The organism is Gilliamella sp. Fer4-1 (assembly GCF_001690515.1).
Taxonomy (GTDB): domain Bacteria; phylum Pseudomonadota; class Gammaproteobacteria; order Enterobacterales; family Orbaceae; genus Gilliamella; species Gilliamella apicola_C.
In genome coordinates, this window is record NZ_LZGZ01000107.1 from 1 (window position 1) to 3,990 (window position 3,990).

Genomic DNA, 3,990 nt, shown 5'->3' on the forward strand with positions numbered 1-3,990 from the left:
TAAATAAAATAACCCAAATAAGTCTTAAACAAAAACTATTCCTTTTAGATGCATTTATGTATAATTATAGGTAATCTCATAAAAATTAGAAAAAATGAAAAAAATCAAGCTATTATTTGTATTGTTATTATCCATTTCTTATAGTGTACAGGCCACCAGTTATAAGGCACAGCCAGATGATACTCAATTAAAGCTTAAAGAATCAGATTTATTGCTTCCCGCTTTGCGTTTATCTGCAGAAAAAGGTAATGCAGAAGCACAATATTCGTTAGGAAGTGTTTATAAACAAGGCTTGGGCGTTGAAGTTAGTGATGTTCGTGCTTTTTTCTGGTATAAAAAAGCAGCAGAACAGGGGCTAGCTAAAGCACAAAATAATCTAGCATTAATGTATCAAAGTGGCTTGGGTACTAATCGCGATTTCAATGAAGCCGTTAAATATTTCAAATTAGCGGCAGATCAAAATTATGCATTGGCTAAATACAATTTAGCTTTAATGTATCAACAAGGTGAAGGTGTTGAAAAAAACACATTGACCGCAATTGATTATTTTACACAAGCAGGTGATAGCGGGATTTATGACGCTTATTTAAATCTTGGAATTATGTATTTTTTTGGTGATGGCATAAAAGAAGATCGTATGATTGCGGCTGATTGGTTTAGTAAAGCAGCTAAAGAAAATATGCCAGAAGCGCAATATTATTTAGGACTAATGTCAGAAAAAGGAGATGGTTTAACCCAAGATTATATGGCTGCTAGTTATTTTTATACACAAGCAGCAGAACGGGGGCACGTACTTGCTATGTATAATTTAGCTATTATGTACGCCACAGGTACCGGAGCTAAACCTGATAATACGCAAGCAGCATATTGGTTTACTAAAGCTGCCGAAGCTGGCAATGCTGATGCTCAATATAATATTGGTGTAATGTATGATGTAGGTGGTGGTGTTTCTAAAGACGATAAGAAAGCCGTTGAGTGGTATCTAAAAGCGGCAGAGCAAGGCAGTGTTGATGCACAATATAATTTAGGCATTAAATATCTAGAAGGTAAAGGCACAGATCAAGATAACGATCGTGCCATTTATTGGTTTACTAAAGCTAGCGAACAAGGAGACCAAGACGCTAAAACCTATTTAGAACACTTATTACCTAAAAAATAAAAGTGCTGTATTTTTGCTTTATCCAGAGTTTCGCATACCAGCTGCAATGCCAGAAATGGTGATCATGAGTCCTTGCTCTACTATAATATTGTCATCGCCGCAGTGTTTCCGTGAACGGCTTAATAACTCTACTTGTAATAAGTTTAATGGCTCAATATAGGTATTACGCAAGGCTACAGATTGTGCGATCCAAGGCAAATCAGCCATTAAACTAACATCATCGGTGATCGTTAGCACAGTATTGATATCTTGGGTTAACAAATTTCTTAATTCTTCGCCTAGTGGCCATAAAGCAGGATCGACCAAACGTTGCTCATAATATTCGTGAATATCAGGCGCCGATTTGGCGTAAACCATTTCAAGCATGCCTAATCGAGCATTAAAAAAAGGCCACTTGTGATACATTTCTTTAAGAAGCTCTTTTTTTCCCTCCTCGATGACAGATCTCAGTGCGTTACCGGCTCCAAGCCAAGATGGTAGCATTAATCGGTTTTGTGTCCAGGCAAAAATCCATGGAATAGCACGTAAGCTTTCAATCCCCCCTCCCGTTCGACGTTTTTGTGGTCTGGAGCCTAGTGGTAATCTGCCTAATTCAACCTCTGGCGTTACCGCTCTAAAATAATCAACAAAATCAGCTCTTTCGCGTACATAACTGCGATAGCAATTGCAGGAAAGTTCCGACATTTCATCCATAAGATGGCGCCATGCTTGTTTTGGTGCTGGTGGGGGCAATAAATTGGCTTGTAAAATCGCTGAGGTATAAAGCATTAGGCTACTGAGAGCAACTTCTGGTAAACCAAGTTTAAAACGAATCATTTCACCTTGTTCGGTAACTCTAAGCCCACTTTTTAACGATCCAGGTGGTTGAGAAAGTAGAGCTGCATGAGCAGGCGCACCACCACGACCAATTGAGCCACCTCGACCATGGAATAATACTAAATTAATATTATATTTTTCAAATAAGCTAACTAATTCTTCTTGCGATCGATACTGTGCCCAAGATGCGGCAAGTGTACCTGCATCTTTAGCCGAATCAGAATAACCTATCATCACCATTTGCTTACCTTGGATTTTGTCACGATACCAAGGTATATCCAGCAGCTTTTGCATAACCGATTTAGCGTTATTTAAGTCTTCTAATGTTTCAAATAATGGCGCAACAGGGATATACTTTTGGCAATCAACGATTTTCAATAATAAGTAAACAGCTAAAATATCTGAAGGCGCCTTAGCCATTGATATTACGTAAGAAGCAATTGATTCTTCGCCTGCTTTTTTGATAACTCGACAAGTATCTAATACTTCTTGAACCGTTTCATCTGGTTGCCAGTTATAAGGTAGTAATGGTCGGTTAGATTGCAACTCAGTTAATAAAAATACTTGTTTTTCTTCCTCTGACCATTTTGCATAGCTACCTAAATTCAGTTCTTGGGTCAACGCATCAAGTGCCTGAATATGTACAGAACTATCTTGGCGAATATCTAATCTAACCAACTGTAAACCAAAGCTTTTTATCCGCCGTAAAGTATCAAGTAATGGACCATGGGCAATTGTTGACATGCCATTATCAATTAATGATTCATAACAGGTATAAAGTGGCGCCCATAACTGTTCGTTTTTAATTAAAATATCTCTAGGTGGTAGTACTTGTTCATTATTCAGTAAAGCTTCAATATAATTGTGAGTTTTTATTAAACGAGTGCGTAACTGTTTCATTACGGCTCGATAGGGCTCGGAAACGGTTTTGTTCTTTTCATCTAATAGATCGATAACAGATTGGCTACATTCTGTCATTGAAAGTTCACGGACAAGTATTTGAATATCAGATAAAAATAATTCAATTGACTTTAATCTAGCTTGTAACATTACTTTTTCTGTCACTTTTGCTGTCACATTTGGATTTCCGTCACGATCACCGCCCATCCATGAAGTAAATTTTATGGGAACATGTTCAACGGAGAGTTGTTCATCAAAAGTATCAACCAACTGGTCATTAAGTTCACGTAAGAATAAAGGCACACCTTGCCATAAACTATCTTCAATGACAGAAAATCCCCATTTAGCTTCATCGATTGGGCTTGGGCGTTTTTTTCGGATTTCATCGGTATACCAAGCTTGGCAAACTAACTGTTTCAAGCGTCGCATAATCCGTTCTATCTCATAATCAGCTAAATCATCATGATCAAGCTGAGATAAACAGCTATTAATTGCGGTATAGGTGTTTATCATGGTTCTACGATTGATTTCAGTTGGATGAGCGGTTAATACTAATTCAATTGATAAATCATTAATTGCTTTGGTAATGGTTTCATTTGAAAAATTAAGTTTTTTTAGAGTACTAAATAATTCAGTCATTTTTTTAGGGCTACTAGAAGCTTCCCCATGCGGTGAAATACCATAATACTCAGCAGCAGTGTTAACTAAGTTCAAAAATTGGTTAAATGCGCGTGCAACATGCAATAAATCATCATCATTCAGATTTTCAATTAATTTGAGTAGCTCATTATGTGCTTGAACGTTTCCTTGTTGAGCTGATTTTGATAATTGTCTTATTTTTTCGACTAAATCGAATGTTTCATTGCCTGTGGCACGTTTAATCGCATTGCCTAGTAAAGTACCCAGCATATTGACATTACTTCGCATTGAGGAGTATTGGTTATTCATGATTTTCTCGTTTTTGATTTTATTATGCCTAAGATCCTTTAAAATGCATGAAAAAAATGGCAGTTTAATGACATCGGTATAATTGTTGGTTAACTTGCTTAAGATATATACTTTATAACAATGTTGCTTTGAATTTAAATAATAAAATTTTATGGTTTTTATTGTTT

The 3,990-nt window shown here is 36.5% G+C and carries 2 protein-coding genes; one reads left to right on the top strand and one right to left on the bottom strand.

Annotated features, from left to right (window positions below; genetic code table 11):
* Positions 1–94 precede the first annotated feature (94 nt).
* Positions 95–1,159 carry an SEL1-like repeat protein gene (locus A9G30_RS03930; protein WP_065588121.1) on the top strand — a complete coding sequence of 355 codons (1,065 nt, stop codon included), beginning with the start codon at positions 95–97 and terminating at the stop codon, positions 1,157–1,159.
* Between the two features lie 18 nt (positions 1,160–1,177).
* Here A9G30_RS03930 and ppc read toward each other — a convergent pair whose 3' ends face one another.
* Positions 1,178–3,823, bottom strand: a complete 2,646-nt coding sequence (gene ppc / locus A9G30_RS03935; RefSeq protein WP_065588122.1) for a phosphoenolpyruvate carboxylase — start codon at positions 3,821–3,823, stop codon at positions 1,178–1,180.
* Positions 3,824–3,990 lie beyond the last annotated feature (167 nt).

Coding starts and splice junctions, on each gene's coding strand:
- ppc (WP_065588122.1), bottom strand. CDS start 3,823: ATGAATAACCAATACTCCTCAATGCGAAGTAATGTCAATATGCTGGGT.
- A9G30_RS03930 (WP_065588121.1), top strand. CDS start 95: ATGAAAAAAATCAAGCTATTATTTGTATTGTTATTATCCATTTCTTAT.